Origin of the sequence: Hydrogenovibrio marinus, assembly GCF_013340845.1 — a bacterium.
Taxonomy (GTDB): Bacteria; Pseudomonadota; Gammaproteobacteria; order Thiomicrospirales; family Thiomicrospiraceae; genus Hydrogenovibrio; species Hydrogenovibrio marinus.
Genome location: NZ_AP020335.1, coordinates 842,512 through 861,351, shown reverse-complemented (window position 1 = coordinate 861,351; position 18,840 = coordinate 842,512). Strand labels below are relative to the sequence as shown.

15 protein-coding genes are annotated in these 18,840 nt (G+C 43.4%); 5 read left to right on the top strand and 10 right to left on the bottom strand.

The window, feature by feature from the left end; genetic code table 11:
* Positions 1–164: 164 nt before the first annotated feature.
* From HVMH_RS03940 to dapA, 4 genes are all read right to left on the bottom strand, one after another.
* Positions 165–2,075, bottom strand: coding sequence for a 5'-nucleotidase C-terminal domain-containing protein (locus HVMH_RS03940; protein ID WP_029908141.1), 1,911 nt, complete (start codon positions 2,073–2,075; stop codon positions 165–167).
* 194 nt (positions 2,076–2,269) lie between these two features.
* Positions 2,270–6,139 (bottom strand): phosphoribosylformylglycinamidine synthase, encoded by a 3,870-nt coding sequence (gene purL / locus HVMH_RS03935; RefSeq protein ID WP_029908139.1) that lies wholly within the window; start codon positions 6,137–6,139, stop codon positions 2,270–2,272.
* A gap of 65 nt (positions 6,140–6,204) precedes the next feature.
* Positions 6,205–7,359, bottom strand: a complete 1,155-nt coding sequence (locus tag HVMH_RS03930; protein WP_029908137.1) for an outer membrane protein assembly factor BamC — start codon at positions 7,357–7,359, stop codon at positions 6,205–6,207.
* Between the two features lie 6 nt (positions 7,360–7,365).
* Positions 7,366–8,241 carry a 4-hydroxy-tetrahydrodipicolinate synthase gene (gene dapA, locus HVMH_RS03925; protein ID WP_035629193.1) on the bottom strand — a complete coding sequence of 292 codons (876 nt, stop codon included), beginning with the start codon at positions 8,239–8,241 and terminating at the stop codon, positions 7,366–7,368.
* 179 nt (positions 8,242–8,420) lie between these two features.
* Here dapA and HVMH_RS03920 point away from each other — a divergent pair, with 179 nt between their 5' ends.
* Entirely contained in the window at positions 8,421–8,894 is a 474-nt protein-coding gene (locus HVMH_RS03920) for a peroxiredoxin (RefSeq protein WP_029908133.1), read from the top strand.
* A gap of 27 nt (positions 8,895–8,921) precedes the next feature.
* Positions 8,922–10,328 carry a PhoH family protein gene (locus HVMH_RS03915; RefSeq protein WP_029908131.1) on the top strand — a complete coding sequence of 469 codons (1,407 nt, stop codon included), beginning with the start codon at positions 8,922–8,924 and terminating at the stop codon, positions 10,326–10,328.
* Between the two features lie 140 nt (positions 10,329–10,468).
* On the opposite strand, the gene HVMH_RS03910 is transcribed toward HVMH_RS03915, so the two are convergent.
* From HVMH_RS03910 to HVMH_RS03885, 6 genes are all read right to left on the bottom strand, one after another.
* Entirely contained in the window at positions 10,469–11,446 is a 978-nt protein-coding gene (locus HVMH_RS03910; protein WP_029908129.1) for a LysR family transcriptional regulator, read from the bottom strand.
* Positions 11,447–11,586: 140 nt separating this feature from the next.
* Complete coding sequence (locus HVMH_RS03905) at positions 11,587–12,594, bottom strand: potassium channel family protein (protein WP_051623192.1); 1,008 nt, start codon at positions 12,592–12,594, stop codon at positions 11,587–11,589.
* A gap of 6 nt (positions 12,595–12,600) precedes the next feature.
* Entirely contained in the window at positions 12,601–13,854 is a 1,254-nt protein-coding gene (locus HVMH_RS03900; RefSeq protein WP_029908125.1) for a UbiH/UbiF/VisC/COQ6 family ubiquinone biosynthesis hydroxylase, read from the bottom strand.
* Between the two features lie 19 nt (positions 13,855–13,873).
* Positions 13,874–15,085, bottom strand: a complete 1,212-nt coding sequence (locus tag HVMH_RS03895; RefSeq protein ID WP_029908123.1) for an FAD-dependent monooxygenase — start codon at positions 15,083–15,085, stop codon at positions 13,874–13,876.
* A gap of 2 nt (positions 15,086–15,087) precedes the next feature.
* On the bottom strand, positions 15,088–16,485 hold the full coding sequence (locus HVMH_RS03890; RefSeq protein WP_029908122.1) for an aminopeptidase P N-terminal domain-containing protein: 1,398 nt from the start codon (positions 16,483–16,485) through the stop codon (positions 15,088–15,090).
* A gap of 29 nt (positions 16,486–16,514) precedes the next feature.
* Positions 16,515–17,084 carry a UPF0149 family protein gene (locus HVMH_RS03885; protein ID WP_029908120.1) on the bottom strand — a complete coding sequence of 190 codons (570 nt, stop codon included), beginning with the start codon at positions 17,082–17,084 and terminating at the stop codon, positions 16,515–16,517.
* A gap of 108 nt (positions 17,085–17,192) precedes the next feature.
* On the opposite strand from HVMH_RS03885, the gene HVMH_RS03880 reads away from it, so the two are divergent.
* The 3 genes from HVMH_RS03880 to HVMH_RS03870 all read left to right on the top strand — a co-directional run bounded on the left by HVMH_RS03880 (position 17,193) and on the right by HVMH_RS03870 (position 18,775).
* Entirely contained in the window at positions 17,193–17,474 is a 282-nt protein-coding gene (locus HVMH_RS03880; RefSeq protein WP_232087810.1) for a cell division protein ZapA, read from the top strand.
* A gap of 293 nt (positions 17,475–17,767) precedes the next feature.
* A complete protein-coding gene (locus HVMH_RS03875; protein ID WP_029908116.1) occupies positions 17,768–18,352 on the top strand; it encodes a 5-formyltetrahydrofolate cyclo-ligase in 585 nt (194 codons plus the stop codon).
* 123 nt (positions 18,353–18,475) lie between these two features.
* Positions 18,476–18,775, top strand: coding sequence for a c-type cytochrome (locus HVMH_RS03870; RefSeq protein ID WP_029908114.1), 300 nt, complete (start codon positions 18,476–18,478; stop codon positions 18,773–18,775).
* The last annotated feature ends 65 nt before the right edge of the window (positions 18,776–18,840 follow it).

Sequence of the window (18,840 nt, the reverse complement as noted above, 5' to 3'; positions counted from 1 at the left end):
TCTACTTACTGTCCACAAGCTCGAAAACCATAAACAGTGTTTTACTGCGCCATACCCAACCTGGTAGATTTTTAGGTGATAAGCAATATGAGGACATATTCTCCGGACATAAAAAAACCCGCATTAGCGCGGGTTTTTTATTTGCTTAAGTCAAGCTTGCTCTATTAAAGCATTTTACCTGGGTATGCTTCGATACCTGGGTTGTTTTTAACACCCTTAAGTGATGGGTGGTTTACTTTCTTAAGCTTCATGTCGTTTTTATGGCGACGTAGGTAATCAGCTGTTACGTCCCACATCAAGCGACCGCTTCCAACTGCTTCAACTTGCGCCCAACCAGCAACAGTGTACTTTTTGTTTGGCTCAAGAGGTGTACCGTCATCCAAGCGCATCTCTGTGATACGGTTACCAAGAGTAGCGTTTGGCTCACAAGTGTAGTCCATACCACCAAGACGTACCATATCACCACCAGACTGTAGGTATGGGTCTTTTTGGAATAAGTTTTCACAGATACCTTCTAGGATATCTTTCATTTGAGCACCAGAAACTTCTGACTTATAAGTTTCACCATAAGTCATAGAAGTTTCATCCATAACGCGTTCCATAGTGATGGTTTCACCAGCTAGAACAGAAGTACCCCAACGAACACCTGCAGACATAGCGATTTGAGTATCATGCTCTTCACGCAATGCATTTACGATGATTTGGTCCCAAGTACCCATGAAGTTACCACGACGGTATAGTGTATCTTCAGCTACTGCTAGTTCTTCACTTAGGATTTCACCATAAGTTTTACCTAGACGTTCTTTGCTGTATGCACGTGAAGGATCACGAGACTCTACAACGTTGTCGTCGTATTTTTTCAAATACAATTGCGTCAAGAAAGCATCAACTTCTTTGTCAGCAGGTAGTACATTTGAGAATACAGGTAGTAACGTATAGTTGACACCTTTCAATTTACCGTTTTGGATATCTAGATCCATACAACCAACAAACTTACCGTTTGAACCAGCATTAGTTACGTAACAAACACCACCTTCTGGTGTTTTAATGTTGATTGTTTTTGGAATACCATCATGCGTGTGACCACCGAAGATAGCGTCAATACCGCTAACTTGTGATGCCATTTTGATATCAACATCCATACCGTTGTGAGAAATCATTACAACAGCAGCAACCTTCTCTGTTTGACGGATTTTGTTAACCGTATCCTGAAGTGCATCTACACGAAGACCGAATGACCAATCTGGGAAGTTTGATTGAGGGTTAGCATTTGCTGTACGTGGAAAAGCTTGACCAACAACAGCAATACGCTCACCATTTACAATCTTAATAGTGTAAGGCTTGAATGCACGCGCTTCGTCTTCGTTGAACAGACCGATTCCACCATGACGCTCAACCATATCTTTATAGTCATCACCAAATAGTGAATCTTCTTTGATACGGATGTTTTGTGCCAAGAATTCACCTTTGAACTTCTGAAGGTTCGCTAGAACTTCTTCTTCATGGTAAGTAAATTCCCAGTGACCAGTCATGATGTCAACACCGATAATGTTAGAAGCTTCAACCATGTCTTGCGCACGCGTCCAAAGAGCAGTCCCTGAACCATGCCAAAGGTCACCACCATCCATAGTCAATGTGTTATCACGACCACCGGCCGTTTCACGTAGCTTGTCTAGCAATGTTTTGATATGAGCAAAACCACCAACTTTACCATACTGGTCTGCAGCGTCTTGGAAGTTCAAGAATGAGAACGCATAAGATAAAGGCGTGTTTTCTTCAATGCCTAGTTCTTTGATCAATTTATGACCAACAACGTGCGGCAATTTACCAAATGCAGGGCCTGTTCCAAGGTTAACGTTTGGCTCACGGAAGAAGATAGGCTTTAACTGCGCATGCGTATCAGTAATGTGTAGTAAACGAACTTTACCTTTCATTGGTAAGTTATACATATCCATTGATGCCGCAGCACCTTTTTTAGCTGGGCTAGATGACATTGCGCTCGCAGTACCTGGCAACATACCTGCCGCTGCGGCCATAGACATCACATGAAGAAATTCACGACGATTTAAAGACATAGTCTCCTACTCCGTTTTGTAAATTGAAATTGGCTATTAAATTTCTTTAGCAACCGTTATAAGTAATAAAAATTTTTAAAGTCGGATAACATTAAAGAAAACGCTAATAAATGTCAAATAAAGACATATTATTACTACCTATCTAATTTTTATGGAATAAATACGCTACAAAAACGTAACCTAAGTCCTTTTAATTACCCAACCCATTTTCTGGCGTTTCTAAATAAACGCATCCAAGGGGCATCTTCCTGCCAATCATCTGGATGCCATGAGTTTTGTACGGTTCTAAATACTCGCTCAGGGTGCGGCATCATAATAGTGACACGCCCATCGGTAGTGGTTAATCCCGTCATCCCTGCTTCAGAACCATTCGGGTTAAATGGATAGGTTTCAGTTGGCTGCCCTTCTGCATTGACATAGCGCACGCCAACCAAACCATCTACACCAGCCGAAGAAACTGTGCCAAAGTCCATACGCCCCTCACCATGCGCAACAGCAACTGGAATTCTTGAACCTTCCATGCCTTGCAATAAAATAGAGGGGGATGGCTGAATCTCAACCAAAGAGAAACGTGCTTCGAACTGTTCTGATTTGTTTCGTACAAACTTCGGCCAGCTTTCCGCACCGGGAATAATCTCTTTTAGATTTGACAACATTTGACAACCGTTACAAACCCCTAAAGAGAACGTATCTTGACGATTGAAGAAGGTTTCAAAAGCGCTTCTTGCAACAGGGTTGAACAAAATTGAGTTTGCCCAACCACGTCCCGCGCCCAATACATCTCCATAAGAGAAACCGCCACAGGCAACCAGACCTTTAAAGTCTGCAAAGTTGATATCACCGGACAGTACATCCGTCATATGCACATCTATGGCATCAAACCCAGCCTTTTCAAAGGCGGCCGCCATTTCTTGCTGACCGTTAACACCTTGCTCTCTTAAAATCGCCACCTTTGGTCGGTTTTCACGGCTGAAGCTTATTGTAATATCTTCGTTTTGATCAAAACTGACGAAAGGCTTGATTTCGGTATGCTCATCATTTTCAATGGCATCAAACTCTTGTTGTGCACACTCTTCATTATCACGATAAGCCTGCATCTTATAACTCGTTTCAGTCCACCACTTTTGATAGTGCTTACGAGCGCCTTGAAGAATCGTTTTACCATGCGCTGAAATAGCAACCACATCATCATTTGACACTCTTCCGATGTCCGCAACCATATCTGTCAAACCATGCTTGGTGATAACAGCGTTCACCGCTTCTAAATCAGAAGATTTAACCTGGATAAGCGCACCAACCTCTTCCGAACACAATGCAGATACAGGCTCTTCCCCTAGTTGAGTGACATCTAAGTTCAAACCACAATGTCCAGCAAAAGCCATCTCAAGTGCGGTAATCAAGAAACCACCATCAGCACGGTCGTGATAAGCCAATAGCTTGTCTTGTGCAATCAACTCCTGCACTGCTGCAAAGAAATTCTTCAAATCTTCTGCTGAATCTAAGTCAGCAGCTTCATCGCCAATCTGGTTATATACCTGAGCTAAGCAACTTCCACCTAAACGGTTTTGCCCTTTCCCTAGGTCAATCGCCAAGATACGTGTATCACCCAAATCCGCTCTCAATTGAGGCGTCACTGTTTTACGCACATCTTCAACTTTGGCGAAAGTGGTGATATTCAATGAAACCGGTGACGTAACAGATTTTTGTTCACCATTTTCTTCCCAGACCGTCTTCATTGACATGGAATCTTTTCCAACCGGTACAGCGATACCCAGCACTGGACACAATTCCAAACCGACCGTTTCTACAGCATCGTACAACGCAGAATCTTCGCCAGGGTGCCCTGCTGCTGCCATCCAGTTCGCAGAAATTTTAATATCACTGATATCGGAAATTTTTGCACAGGCAATATTGGTAATCGCTTCAGCAATAGAGAGGCGAGCAGAGGCCTTCGGGTTGATCAACGCAACAGGCGGTCTTTCACCAGAAGCCATCGCTTCACCGGTATATCCCTGGTAATCACTACAGGTAATCCCAGCATTTGCGACTGGGATCTGCCAAGGCCCCACCATCTGATCGCGGGTCACCATACCGGTAATACTTCTATCACCGATTGTAATCAAAAAGTTCTTGCTGGCGATGGTTGGCAGTTTTAACAATCTTTCCGTAACATCATTCATATCCAATACAGCAGGCTCAAATCCTGGCTGCGGAATAGGACGTGATTCAACTTGGCGATGCATCTTTGGTGGCTTACCCAACAGAACATTCAACGGCATATCAACTGGGTTATTGTCAAAAACGGTATCATTAACAACCAATTTTTGTTCTTTTGTTGCTTCACCTACAATGGCGTACAGGCAACGCTCACGCTTACAAATAGCTTCAAACTGTTCAATTTTTTCAGGGTAAATCGCAATAACATAACGCTCTTGAGACTCATTGCACCAGATTTCCATCGGAGACATGCCTGGTTCATCGTTTGGCACATCACGCAAATTAAAGCGTCCACCACGACCAGAATCATTCACCAATTCTGGAAAGGCATTAGATAGACCACCCGCACCTACATCGTGAATCGAAGCAATTGGAGAGTCATTTCCCAAATAGGTACAACGATCAATTACCTCTTGAGCACGTCTTTCCATTTCTGGGTTTTCACGTTGTACAGAGGCAAAATCCAAAGTTTCAGAGCCCGCACCACTGTCAACAGATGACGCAGCACCGCCTCCCAAACCAATCAACATCGCTGGACCACCTAAAACAACCAGTTTTGCGCCAACAGGAATATCGTTTTTCTGAATATGTTCTTCACGGATATTTCCTAAACCACCCGCCAACATAATCGGTTTGTGATAGCCACGCATTTCCTCGCCATCATGAGTGATCATGGCATTTTCATAAGTACGGAAATAACCATTGATCGCAGGACGGCCAAATTCATTATTGAATCCAGCTGCTCCCAAAGGCCCTTCTATCATGATGTCAAAAGCAGAAACAATACGTGAAGGTTTACCATAGTCTCTTTCCCATGGTTGCTTATAACCTGGGATATTCAAGTTGGAAACGGTAAAACCAGTCAAACCTGCTTTAGGTTTTGAACCACGTCCAGTCGCACCTTCATCACGAATCTCCCCACCAGAACCCGTTGCTGCACCTGGCCATGGCGAAATTGCGGTTGGATGATTGTGAGTTTCTACTTTGATTTGAAAGTGAACATTCTCAGCGGAATATTGATATTGGCGTGTTTTAGGGTTCGGAAAAAAGCGCGTCGCTTTTGAACCTTCGATAACCGCGGCATTATCACTATAGGCTGACAAAACCCCTTCTGGGTTCTTCTGATAGGTATTGCGAATCATCCCAAACAAAGAGTTTGGTTTATTCTCGCCATCAATTGTCCAATCAGCGTTGAATATCTTATGACGGCAATGCTCTGAGTTCGCTTGAGCAAACATCATAAGCTCAGCATCCACCGGATTACGGTTCAACGTTTGAAATGCTTCAACAAGATAATCAACTTCATCGGCTGATAGCGCCAAACCCATTTCTCTGTTGGCAGCCACAAGTGCTTCTTTACCACCACCCAGAATATCAACCGTAGTATAAGGCCTAGGTGTTTGATGTGAGAATAGCTCAGACAATCCATTAAACGAATAAAACACCTGCTCCATCATTCGGTCATGGATGTCTGTAGCAATACTTTGTTTATCAGAGGCGCCTTCGACGAAATAGACAACCCCTCTTTCGATACGCTGTACAGCTTCAATACCGCAAGTACGAGTAATATCCGTTGCTTTTGATGACCATGGCGAAATGGTTCCTAAACGCGGCACAATAATGAATGAAGAATCATTTAACTCGCCACTGATTATTTCCTTGGATTCGTTCAACAAAACATTCAATTTTTGAACATCTGACTCAGCCAATGCCCCATTATCAATAGTCTCTACAAAATACACATATTGAGAGCGAACCGTGTTAATGGCCTGCTTCAGACGAAGCTTTGCCAATAATTTTTCTAAACGATATTGAGAATGAGCTGGATTTCCCCAAATAACTTGCATGACAATTCCTTAAATTGAAGCAATACAAAAAAACCCTGAGACCAGGGTTTTAATCAAATTTAATATCACTGCGCCAGCAGCCCCATCGACTCAACAACTGCTTTTTGTTGCTCTGCTGACAATGGCGTGGCATTTTCTTCCGCATGCACTCTTAGCAAGCTTTGCGGTTTCGTAGCATCTTTGATGTTTTCCACGGTCAAAATAACCGTTGCTGGCTTATGCTCATCATCCGAACTCCAGAATGCCAACTTCGACATAAAGCCTTTTTTCTTTTGCAATCCTTCCGGAATTTTGACCCAAACAGCATAAGATTGCGGTTTCATATGGTCAATCTGCCAACCTGAACGGTAAACCATGGCAACCAAATAACTCCATACTGTGTCTTTATCCGCATCAAAGACAACGCCGTCAAACTCTTTGCTTCCATCAACCAGATCACGCTGTTTTTCAACTGTCGCGATTTGCTTCATAGCATTTTGCTGCGAAGTCCCAAAGAAAATTAGCGCTTGATACAGTGTTTCAGCCTCAATCAGAGGGCTATATGGAAGAATTTGCCAACCTGTCTTACCACCGGTTACAACCGCGTCTTCGTCGTTAACAGATGAAGCGTCATAAATGGTTGTGTTATAGAAATAAACGCGAGTCTCACTTTTGCCTGCATCATAAACTACTCTAGCGATAATACGGTCATAAGCACCATCAGCCAACTCAGGTCGCCAGCTGTTCAACACACGTGAAATCGGCCCCATTGCATCTGGCGGAACAATTTCTTTTCTTGGCGTGAATTCAGTCTTGATGAATCCAGTGTCTTTTCTGACATCTTTGATTTTAAAGCCTGCAGAGACTAAAAATGCCTGCACACCTTTCCAGACCTGCTCGTCATTCAACCCTTTGACAACCAACCAACGCTCAGAGAGGTTTGACTCAACCCGAATGTTTTGTGCCTGATAGGTAGGAATTGTAGATTCAGGTTCATCTTTAACTTGCGCAGCCAATGCTTGTGCAAATCCATCATTAGCAGCTCTAGGTGCTAGCAGGTCAGGTGGCACGTCTAAGTTAGGTGCCAGCTTTGATTCCGTTGCACGATAGTCAACATCAGAATCATCGTAGTTATTTAAAACATCGTTAGCATTTTTGGAAGCAGTTGATGAACAGGAGATAAGTAAAAAAGAGGTCATCACTAAAATGACCACTCGATTGAACATTTGAAAAAAAGTCATAATTATTTAGAGAACCCCGGCGGTTTTTAAGGCCTGTCTTACCTCTTCATGGTAGGCGGGTGATAAAGGCGTCATCGGCAATCGAATAGCTGACCCGATCAATCCCATCTCAGTCATCGCCCATTTCACAGGAATTGGGTTAGCTTCGACAAAAAGTTTTGAGTGCAACCCAGCCACTTTGGCATCAAGTGCTTTAGCTTTTTCAGCATTACCCGCCAAAGCTTCGTCAAAAGCCTCGGCCATAATGGCTGGCGCGACATTTGCGGTTACAGAGATTGTGCCGTGGCCACCCAATAAAACGAATTCAATACCTGTAGCATCATCACCCGTATACAGATCAAAATCATCAGGCACTAAAGCTTTGATTTTTGCCACACGAGACAAATCCCCCGTGGCTTCTTTAATACCGATGATGTTTTTAATTGATGCTAAACGACCAACTGTTTCAGGCAACAAATCACAAGCCGTTCTACCTGGAACATTGTAAAGAATCTGAGGGATATCAACCGTTTCAGCCACTTTTTTGTAGTGCAGATATAAACCTTCTTGTGTAGGCTTATTATAATAAGGCGTTACCAAAAGACAGGCATCCGCACCAGCATCTTTAGCACACTGAGTTAATTCAATCGCTTCAGAGGTAGAGTTGGCGCCCGTCCCGGCAATCACAGGAATACGACCTGCAGCTTTTTCAACAACAAAACGCACTACTTTGCAGTGCTCTTCAAAATCCAATGTTGCTGATTCACCGGTTGTTCCCACAGCAACAATCGCCTTAGTCTTGGATTTGACATGAAGCTCAATTAGATTTTCGAGCGCCGCAAAATCCACAGATTCGTCCGCCAACATTGGCGTGACCAAAGCAACCATACTTCCTCTAAACACGGTGAAATTCTCCAAAAAAATGACCGAAAGACAAAGGCATAATATTACCTTTTCCACCCACTTTCTTCAAGCAGACTTTTCGCGTTTCAGCCCGCTTTCGACGCTTTTTTTGTTTTCATAAAATTTTCATTGAACAATGTTTTTTTTCAATGCATACTGACTATCAAAAAGGAGTCGAAATGAGTGTACGAATTGGGGACACAGTTTCAAAGTTCAGTATAGAAGCCACATCCAACCTCACCATTACCGAAAGCGACCTCAAAGGACACTACACCGTCCTCTATTTCTACCCTAAGGACAATACGCCAGGCTGCACAACCGAAGGGGCTGACTTCGGCGAACACCTTTCTGACTTTCAAGCACTCAACGCACAAATTCTAGGGGTTTCAAAAGACTCCATTAAAAAACACGAAAACTTCAAAGCAAAATACGATTTTCCATTTGAGTTGATTAGTGATGGCGACGAAGTCCTCTGCCAACTCTTTGATGTTATCAAACTTAAAAAGAACTACGGTCGTGAATATCTTGGTATTGAAAGGAGTACGTTTTTGATCGACCCTAACGGCAAACTGATCCATGAATGGCGCAAAGTAAAAGTGAAAGACCATGTTACCGACGTGCTCACTCAACTTCGTCAGTTGCAATCACATTGAAAATGAATCTTTAATTAGGAAAAGTTCATGACAGATGCAGTAAAAAGACTTTTTATTCTCGACACCAATGTATTGATGCATGACCCGATGGCATTGTTCAACTTTGAAGAACATGACATTTTCTTGCCTATGACCGTACTTGAAGAGTTGGACGCCGGAAAAAAAGGGATGTCGGAAGTCTCACGAAACGTACGTGAAACCAACCGTTTGATTGACCAGATTATCAGCAACGCCACGTTTGAAGAAATCAAACAAGGGCTGGATCTAGAACGCATTCACCCAAACAAAGACTCGGACAACTCCTACCTTGGAAAACTCTTTTTTGAAACAGAGCCTCTCTTGGCTGAACTGCCTAAGTCTCTACCAAGCCATAAAGCCGACAATCACATTCTTCAAACCGGTCTAGCGCTAAAAGAAATGTACCCAAATCGTGGCGTTACCCTCGTCACCAAAGACATTAACATGCGCATCAAATCTTCTGCAGCTGGGTTGCACTCAGAAGACTACTACAATGATCGCGTGCTTGAAGATGCCGACTTGCTATTTACCGGCTGGGAAATTTTGCCTGAGAATTTCTTCGAAGAGAACTTCAGCAAAATGAAGTCTTGGCAGGAAAACAATAATACCTTTTATGAAATCGAGGTTGGAGACAACCACCATTGGTATCCAAACCAATGCCTAGTGAGCGAAAACGAATCCGGTTTCAGCGCGATTGTCCGCAATATTCACAATGGCGTTGCAACACTCGAATACATGCACAATTTTGAAAACAACAAACACAACGTTTGGGGAATTAGTGCCAGAAACCATGAGCAGAACATGGCGCTCAACTTCCTGATCGATCCAAATATCGACTTTGTTTCCCTACTCGGTGTAGCCGGTACAGGGAAAACGCTACTTGCTTTGGCTGCAGCCTTACAGCAAACTCTGGATGAAGGTATCTATAACGAAATCATCATGACGCGCGCCACCATTCCAATCGGTGACGACATTGGTTTCCTTCCTGGTACCGAAGAGGAGAAAATGACTCCTTGGATGGGGGCTTTAATGGATAACCTTGAAGTACTGACCAAGTCAGAGGGTCATACCGATTGGGAAAAGGAAACCACCCAAGAGCTACTGAACAAGCGCATCAAAATCAAATCATTGAACTTTATGCGTGGCCGAACCTTCCAAAACAAGTTCATCATCCTGGATGAAGCACAAAACCTGACACCGAAGCAAATGAAGACGTTGGTGACTCGTGCTGGTGAAGGTACTAAGATTGTCTGTCTCGGTAATATCGGTCAGATCGACTCTCCTTACCTTACAGAAACAACAACAGGTTTAACCTACATTGTTGACCGCTTCAAGAACTGGCCTCATGCGGCGCACATCACCTTAAAACAAGGTGAGCGCTCTCGATTGGCAGAGTTTGCTTCTGACAATCTATGACCTGAAAAATCTGCCAGGTTGGGGGTTAACACCAACCAACACCCCCAACCTGGCAGATTTTTAACCATAGCAACTTCAAAATCACTCAAACAAAAAACGGGCATATAGCCCGTTTTTTTATTTCTCTAATTCACGCTTGTTTAGCGATTATCTGATTGCTGTGCCTTAGAGGTATATTTTTCCATGTCTGCTTCAGAAGGTAGTTTAAAGCCTTGTTCAACTGCTTTTTCTTTACAGTAATCCACTGCAAAATCCAAAAGTTCGCCCACAGCTCTATGTCTGAATTTATGCTTTTGGCGAACATGTGAAAATGGCCGATCCAATGGTGGATCCAATGGAATAGCTTTCAAAGTCGCCAGCTTCAACTCTTTCGTAATCGTCGTTCTAGAAACAATCGCCACACCCACATCAGACTCTACAGCCATTTTCACAGCTTCTGGACTACCCAGCTCCATCACAACATTCAAGTCGGAATAACTTAAACCTTGCTCACGGATATAACTATCAATGACCGAACGAGAACCAGAACCTTCTTCACGAGAGATATAATGATACTTGCGAATGTCTTCAACTGAAATCTTGTCTCTGTTCGACAATGGATGCCCAACCGGGACAATCAAAACCATTTCATCCAAACGACAGACTTCAACTTCAAGGTTTTTGTTGTAAACCGGTGCTTCAACTACACCTAAGTCAATCATGTTGTTTTCAACCATGGCAACAATCGCATCGGTGTTACCCACTTGAAGACGGATGTTCACTTCTTCAAACTGCTTTTTGAATGCACCCAGCAAACTTGGCAGCAGATACTCTGCTATCGTCGTACTAGCACCAATCAACAAGCTGCCCGTGACCTCTCCGGTGAGTTCCCTCACCTCACTATTCATCTTCTCATAGTGATCAAGTATCTTCTCGGCGTAGTCGTAAACGATTTTACCGGCATCAGTTAAAGAGATTTTATTATGAGTCCTGTCAAATAGACGCGTATTGAAAAATTCTTCGAGTTGCTTAACTTGGAATGTGACCGCTGGCTGGGTCATATGAAGGGTTTCTGCTGCTTTTGTAAAACTTAGCACCTTTGCAACAGTATAAAAAACTTGGAGCCTTCTATCTGCCATTCATTTTGCCTCTATGTTCAGGAAGCGATGAAATGAATTTTCTCATCTGCCTCATAAAAAAATTTAGTGCTTTGACTATAGAGCCATTGCCGCTAAAAGTCAAAACCTTTCAGAGAAAAAACCTGCCTCTGGCGGCGGATTCACTCTAATTCGTTAGTGCGTCTATTAATATGTTTTTCTATTTCATCCAATCTGTGTTGGAAATGTCTTGAATCACTTGCAAATTTATCTTCAAAATCACTCACACGCTTAGACAACCTTTGAGCGTGTTGCTTTTCGTCGATTTCACTTTCAATTTCATCAAGTTTTTCAGTTAACTGCGTCAGAATGTGATTCATACGTCTTTCATGCACTTCAGATTGTTCTTCCAAGCGCAATTTGGTCGTTTTGACATAATCCAAAATCTCTTTTTCAGTTCTTCGCTGTTCTGCCCCAACCAAAAAAGCTGCAATGTTTGCAGTGATCAGTGAAAAGAATATCACCCCAAACACGATCAGAATCGTTCCGAAAATACGCCCTTTTTCTGTATAAGGCACGACGTCACCATAACCAACCGTAGTAATGGTTACCAATGAATACCAGACACCAGTGGCAAAATCACGATTTTCAAGTGCTGCAAAAATAGCGCCGGATACAATAATCAGTAAGGTTTCTGCCAGCAACACCATCCAGAAATTGTTGCGCTTCAGGATGAGAACGACGTCCCAAAAGATATCGGCAACAACTCGGATGAGCAACATAAACCTTAAAGTTCTTAAGATTGCTGTCCACTCACTTCCATAGTTAAGCCATGGGAATGCAAACACCACAATAGTGACGTTCAGCCAATTGTGCAACAAATATCGTTTTTTATTTTTAACCAACATGAGATTGACGCCCAACTCGGCGGCAAAAACAGCCCATACACCGATAGTGACATAAAAGTCGCCTTCTTTCTCGTGTGCCAACCCAAGCAACAGCTGAACCAGCACAACCATCAGCGCCATCACCACAGCCACTGAGAAAACATGCCCAACGTTTATCGCCAGCTGGCTTTCTTCTGAATGAACCCCTTCAACCCCGAGAATCGCTCTTAGGTTGACCTGTTTGATTTTTTCTTGAACCGACTCTTTTAATTGGCCGGAGGAACTAAAATCATCATCCTTCATTTAAGCTCAATCTCTTGCTAGTTCCGGTAAGGCTTGGCGCCCCTTCAAGGCTTGACGCATCAGCCAGTTTTTTGCCATTTGCATTCTGTCTGCAAACGGCAATAATGTTTTACGTACAGCATTTTTCACGCCACTGTCTTGCTCAAACAGCCAATCAAAACCTTCCATCGAGCGTTGAACAATATGATTATCACCTTTACGCCAACGCTCATAACGGCGCAGTACCGAAAGTCGATTCCACGTTATGGCATTTTCCTGCTTTGCGTCCGACAAGGTTTCTATCAAAGCTGCCGCATCCAACAACCCTAGGTTAACGCCTTGCCCTGCTTGCGGGTGAATAGTATGGGCTGCATCACCTACCAAAACAACACCTTGCTTAACGTATTCCAAAGCATGGCGTCTCGTCAACGGAAACGCATCGCGCGCGCTCACATGAGTAACGCGGCCTAAACAGCCGCCTGAGGCTTCTTCTACCGCTTCAGCAAAAGCCTTATCATCCAAAGATAAAGTCCAACCCATCTTTTCTACCGGCATGTACCAAGCGATAGAGCTAACATGCCCATCCATACATAAATAGGCAAAAGGCCCTTCTGAACGATAGCGCTGCCAACAGGTATTTTGGTGACTTAACTCGGTTTCGACACAGCCAACAACAGCACATTGTTCATAGTCATGAGTTTCCAAACCAATACCGACCAATTGTCGCACTTTTGAAAACGCACCATCTGCGCCAACGACCAATTTAGCGCGAAGCTTAACACCCTCTTCAAACGACAACTCATTCAGGGCTACGTTCCCTGGTCCAACTTTAGTCTCAATCGCCACCAGAGCCTTTTCTGTTAGCAAAGAAACATTGTCTTTCTCCACAAGCTTTTCCCAAAGTGCTAACTGGATGACCTTGTTTTCAACCACAAAGCCTAAATTGCTCTCATCAATATCTTTGGCAGAAAAGTGTACCTGAGCATTGGAAATATCTTCCCAAACATGCATATCGGTAAAAGCATGGTAACGCTTATCTAACACGCCTTGCCAAGCGCCAAGACTCTTTAGAATATTTTCGGAAGCACGCGTCAGCGCACTGACTCGTGTCTCAAATGGATTAGTTTCATCCCACGCTAATTCCGGACGTGATTTTTCTAACACAACGACGTTAAAACCTTGCTCTGCCAAGCCAAGTGCAACTGTTGCTCCGACCATACCACCACCAACAATGGCAACATCATAAAGTGTTTCTAATTGTTCCTTGGTTTGCTTTGTCATTTAAACCCTTCTCATCAGTTTATTTTGCCAAACCCATCGCCATGCGCGACAAGCGTTTACGCAAATTAGGCATGGCTTCCATCGCCATCAAACCGATGCCTCGCATATGCCCAACAACGGAAGACGGTGCTTGAAACACCTGAATCAAACCATCTGTAAAGCCCATAATTTTCTGGTGATGAGCTTGTTGTTCTGTCTGATATTGTTGCAAAACCGTGTCATCACCTAAATCTTCAACATCGTCCATCATCGACAAGAAAGTTTGAATATCACTAATCCCCAAATTCAACCCTTGCGCGGCGACCGGGTGCTGAGTGTGTGATGCATTCCCCATCAACACCACTCGTCCCTGAACCATTTCCGGCACATAAGTTTCTTTTAATGGATAGGCGACTCTGTCACTGATACTAACAAATCGCCCAAGTCTTTCGCCCATTTTCTCACTAAACAGTGCCATAAAGGAACGATCATCCAAAGCAGCAACAGCTTCTCTTTTGTCATTAGGAACCACCATAACCGCCTTATGAAAAGCGCCCCCCATTGGCAACAACGCAACAGGACCTTCACTAGTGAAGCGTTCAAACGCCCAGCCATTTGGCTCAAGTTCGGTTTCTATCTTGGCAATAAAGCCAAATGCGCCATAATCGTTCTCTTCAAGCGGCAACCCGAGAATTTCTCTGACTTTAGAGTAGGTTCCATCCGCGCCAACCAATAGCTTGGCATGAAAATGATGATGTTCTATCTCTTTTTTCTGACATTGAATAGCAACCGAGACTCCCGAATCTTGTTGCTCAAATGATGCTAAGGAACATTCTGTGAATAGCTGAATATGACTTTCTTCACTGGCAATCTGCCAAAGTACCTGACCTAAATCATAAGCGGTTACACTGTAACCCAGTGCCGGCACTTTCACTTCTTTTGCATGCAAATGTGTGACACCCATAAACCCTTTTTGGGAAACATGAATATCCGATATTTCCGTGGTAAAAGGTTCTAACTGCTGCCAAATGCCTAACTGCTCCAGCACCAAGCGTGAACCATAACTCAACGCCAGTACACGTCCATCAAAAGACGGTCCTTGCTTGGGTACTGACTTTTCGACCAGAACAACTTGTCTGTTTTGCTTTGCTAGCCCCAGTGCCAAAATCAAACCGACAGGACCACCGCCATTAATAAAGGCATCAACGTTTATTGGGGTTTCAACACTTGACTGAGCATTTTTCGATGCCATGTTTAAGCCTCATCTCCAGCAGCACTTTTCATAAAGCGCTCAATCTCTTCTGGCGTTCTCGGTAAACCGAAAGTCAACACCTCGTGTCCTGAATAAGTCACCAAGACATCATCTTCGATTCTGATACCAATATTCCAATACTTTTTGTCCACTTGGTGTTCACGCCCTACTTCCTCGGAAATATACAACCCTGGCTCTACGGTAATCACCATACCCGGTTCTAAAGGGCGCCACTGTCCCTTAAGCTTATAGCGCCCTACATCATGTACATCTCGCCCAAGCCAATGCCCGGTTCCATGCATAAAAAACGGTTTGTAGGCTTCGTTTTCAAGAAGTGTACTTATCTCGCCGTCTAAAATACCGAGGCCAACCAGACCTTCCGTCAATACGCGTGTTGACGCCTTATGCATTTCATCATAATGAACACCCGGAGCAATCGCTGAAATAGCGGCTTGTTGTGCATCCAAAACAATTTGATACAACACTCGTTGTGCCTCTGAAAACCTACCGTCCACAGGAAAAGTATTCGTGATATCACCCGCATAGCCTAGGTATTCCGCACCGGCATCTACCAACACCAAATCACCTGCTTTCAAGTGCATGTTGTTTTCGGTGTAGTGCAAAATACAAGCGTTATCCCCGCCAGCCACAATTGAGTTAAATGCAACGCGAGCAGAACCCTGCTCCTTAAACTTATGCTCCAATGCAGCCTGCATTTGATATTCATAGACTGGCTCAAAATCTTGCGCCATCCCCAACCTGGCAGATTTTGCAATTGACTGCGCCACCCAAGACATCGCTGCCAAGTGTCCTTGCACTGAAATCTGAGCAGCTTGTTTCATCAACTCAATTTCGTCGGAAGACTTCACCAAACGCATTTCATGCAAAATCACGTCAGCATCCGACAAAGTCGCTGGCGCCTCAACGCCTTTTCTGGCCTTGGCTTTCTGCGCCGAAATCCAGCCACTTAATAAATCCGACCATTCCGATAGCTGTGCAAAACTGAAGTAAAGTGTTTCGATATCTTCAACCAAGTCAGACATTTCATCCTCGAAGTCTTCTATGGAGAAAGCATCATCAATAAGTAAGGTTGAGGGAGCATCCAACACACCCAAGCGTCGGCCTTGCCAAATTTCTTTTTCAACGTCTTTTGGGCGAAGGAACAACACACTTTGCTGTTTGCTTTGGTTTTCTTGATTGCGCTTTATTAGGACTAAAACAGCATCTGGCTCTTCAAGACCCGTTAGATAGTGAAAGTCGGACTGAACTCTGAAAGGAAACTCCACATCATGGTTGCGTATCTGCTCTTCTCCAGACGCTATCATCATGATCGAGTTTTCGACCATGGTGTCAAACACCTGTTCTCGCCTTTTTTGAGCCGCGTTGATGTTGGAGGTCATTCAGCCGTGTCCTTTAATGAGTTAATTGATTAGTGCAGAGTATCCGTTGGTGGTTGCTGAGTCATGATAGGTGAGCCTTCAACCGGATTAAGTGTTTCATTGATGGTCAACACACCAATTTTCACAAATTCCATCAGCTGCATAAAATCCGACTCATCTTCATCAGTCGGCTCATCCAATTCGAGAATTTCGATACGTGCAATATCTCCAAAGTCTCTGAATAATTCGGCAACATCGCCTTTTAGTTTGTCTTCACTTTGTCCGACAAGCCCCATTCCATACAAAAAGCCTTCACACCACTGGCCAAGCATTGCCGCACGGAATTTCAAAGACTCATTTTCTTCAGGCAAGCACAGCTCCAGTTCAAAACCTGAGCCGTTCAACCCTTTCTCCGCTTCTAAATAAAGATCATGTAGCGCTAATAGAAAACTTTCCTTAACAGACTTGATGTCGGCTTCTTCAAGTATTCTCTTCACCCAAGCGCTTTCTTTTAAATCGGCATCTCCGCACATCAACCCCATCAACATACCTTGTAAAAAAGACGGGGATTCAAGCTCAGGATAAGGAACCATTGCCTCATTAATTTGATCAAAATTCATCGTTGACTAACCTAAATATTATTGTCAGGCATGCTTAAGAAATTGTCTTGAGTATTGCCTTGAGTAATTGCTATAAATGATGAATAATACCATAAATCACGAACACCAATGACAGTTGAGAAAGCTATGCTAACCCTATCTTTAATGAACCACACTTTCCAAGTTCCTTGCGAGCCAGAAGACAGAGAAAAACTGATTGAAGCCGCAACATTATTGGAAGATAAACTTGATCAAGTTAAAGGGCTCAAAGGGGAAAGCAAAGTATTGATGGTTGCGCTAAACATGTGTTACGACTATCTACAACTTAAATCTGAAACAACTCAATACTGCCTGCAGTTGGAAGACCAACTTGATGAAACCATTGCACAATTGGCTCAATCTCAAGAATAATCCATCGCTTCTCTGACACCTCTCATTAATCTCTTCTCTTAAAGAGAATCAGTTTTTCTGATGAATTTTAAGCTTGTAAAGAGCGAAATATTGCTATAATAAAGTCACATACGGGCTAGGTTTAACCCCCTGCCGATAGCTTTGACCTTGGGGCCAGAACCTTAAGATGGTGAGCATCTCGCTTATGTCCGAGAAGCCTAAATCTTTTGAGAAGGCTGCCACCTGAACTTCACGGTTCAGGGTAATTTGCCTAGTCCGTATTCACATAACATTTCAATCAAGCACTCTAACTCATGACATCTCAAGCAACTCTTCGCCAACAATGTCGTAAAAACCGAAGATCTCTTTCCCCAGAAGTACAGAAACAACACGCCAAAGCTGCTGCCAAACTGATTTTACGAAGTCGCTTTTTAATGCGTGCCCGTAAAGTTTCCCTTTTCTTGTCCGAAGACGGCGAATTGGGCACCCAATATTTACTCCAAGTTTTGTGGCAACGAAAAATTGAAGTCTACCTTCCTGTATTAACGCAGTATCTAAGACGTCCAATGATGTTTGCACCTTATACGCCTACAACGCGCTTGGTACCTAAGTATTTTGGCATTCGAGAACCGAAAGTAGACAAGCATCTCTTGATTGACGGCAAACACTTGGACTTGGTTATCACGCCTCTTGTCTGCTTTGATACTTCAGGAAACCGAATCGGAATGGGTGGCGGTTACTATGACAAGACATTTCAATTCAAACGCCATTTTCCAAACCTTTCACCAAAATTGATTGGCTGGGCACACCAATGCCAAAAAGTCGATGCACTCCCTAGCCAGCCATGGGACATCAAATTAAATGGGTTGGTAACAGAAAAACAAGCCGCTATCTTCTAGCCCTATTTAAAAACTTTGGGCTGAATTCAAGCTTTAGCAATTGTCTTAAACTTGACCTCATTGCAGGGATAGTTTCTAATAAGCGGACTATTTTTCTAAATACTATGAAATGAGAAAGTAAAAATGAAAAAAACAACTTTAGCTCTACTCGCATCTGTAGCAACTTTAACACTTGCACCTGCTGCAAATGCAGCGGAAGAACCTGCAAAAGTAAAAACCTGTGTAGGTTGCCATGGTCAGGGTGGTCATAGCGTTGTTCCAAACTTCCCAGTATTGGCTGGCCAGCATGCTGCTTACCTTGAAAAAGCCCTGAAAGACTTCAGAGATGGTTTCCGTCACAACGCAACTATGCAAATGTTTGCTAAAGGTCTAACTGATGATGAAATCAAAGCATTAGCTGCTTACTACTCATCTCAAAAATAATTCCTTAACCGGAATACAAAAAAACCTCCGTTACGGAGGTTTTTTTATGCCTGTAAATCAGTATG